Source organism: Sphingobium sp. BHU LFT2 (assembly GCF_018604485.1).
GTDB classification, from domain to species: Bacteria; Pseudomonadota; Alphaproteobacteria; order Sphingomonadales; family Sphingomonadaceae; genus Sphingobium; species Sphingobium yanoikuyae_A.
Genome location: NZ_JAFCGW010000079.1, coordinates 1 through 684, shown reverse-complemented (window position 1 = coordinate 684; position 684 = coordinate 1). Strand labels below are relative to the sequence as shown.

The following is a 684-nucleotide window of genomic DNA, read 5'->3' as shown; positions in this document are numbered from 1 at the left end:
TCCGGCTGTCGATGATGGCCGCGCTGGGTTCAGCGGTGCGACCTGCCGCCAGACGCAGCACGGCGCGCAGATCGTCCACCAACGCTTCGAAGCATCCCGCCGCCAGCCAGCGCTGCGTCTGCTGATAGACCGCAGCCCAGGGCGGCAGGCCGTTCGGCATCCAGCGCCACGGCGCGCCCGTCTTCACGATGTAGCACAGGCCATTGAACACCTCGCGCAGGCTGTGCTCGCGCTGCCCCGCATCTTCGCGCTGAAGCGTAAGATACGGCACGATCAGCGACCATTCTTCATCGGATACGTCAGACGGATAAGGCTTGCGGACAATCTCCATCCAAGCCTTTGAATCCATTCGGACTCACAAGTCCATAACAGCCTCTAAGCCGAAAGGGGAATGAAATGGCTGTTTTTCTAGTAACCTACGATTTGAAACAGGGTCGCGGCACTCATGACTACGCCGACCTCTACAAGGCTTTTGAAAGGCTCGAATCCGTCAAGATTGTTGATTGCCACTGAGATGTGACCCGGGGTTTCCATTGAGAAATGGCTCTGAATCACTTTTGCTGCTGGTGATGGTATCCTTCCCCCGCTTTACTGGGAGGATCTGTCATGCACGGGCGATTTCAACGAGCGCGTCTTGCCCCTGAAGGCTTTGCGGTGGTGTCGCTGCAGGGTGTCGGAGATGAT

General features: G+C 57.9%; 1 protein-coding gene. It reads right to left on the bottom strand.

All coding sequences use genetic code 11. From position 1 onward, the window contains the following. On the bottom strand, positions 1 to 331 hold a 331-nt coding region (locus JQK15_RS26545; protein ID WP_214869665.1), incomplete at its 3' end, for a transposase. Positions 332 to 684 lie beyond the last annotated feature (353 nt).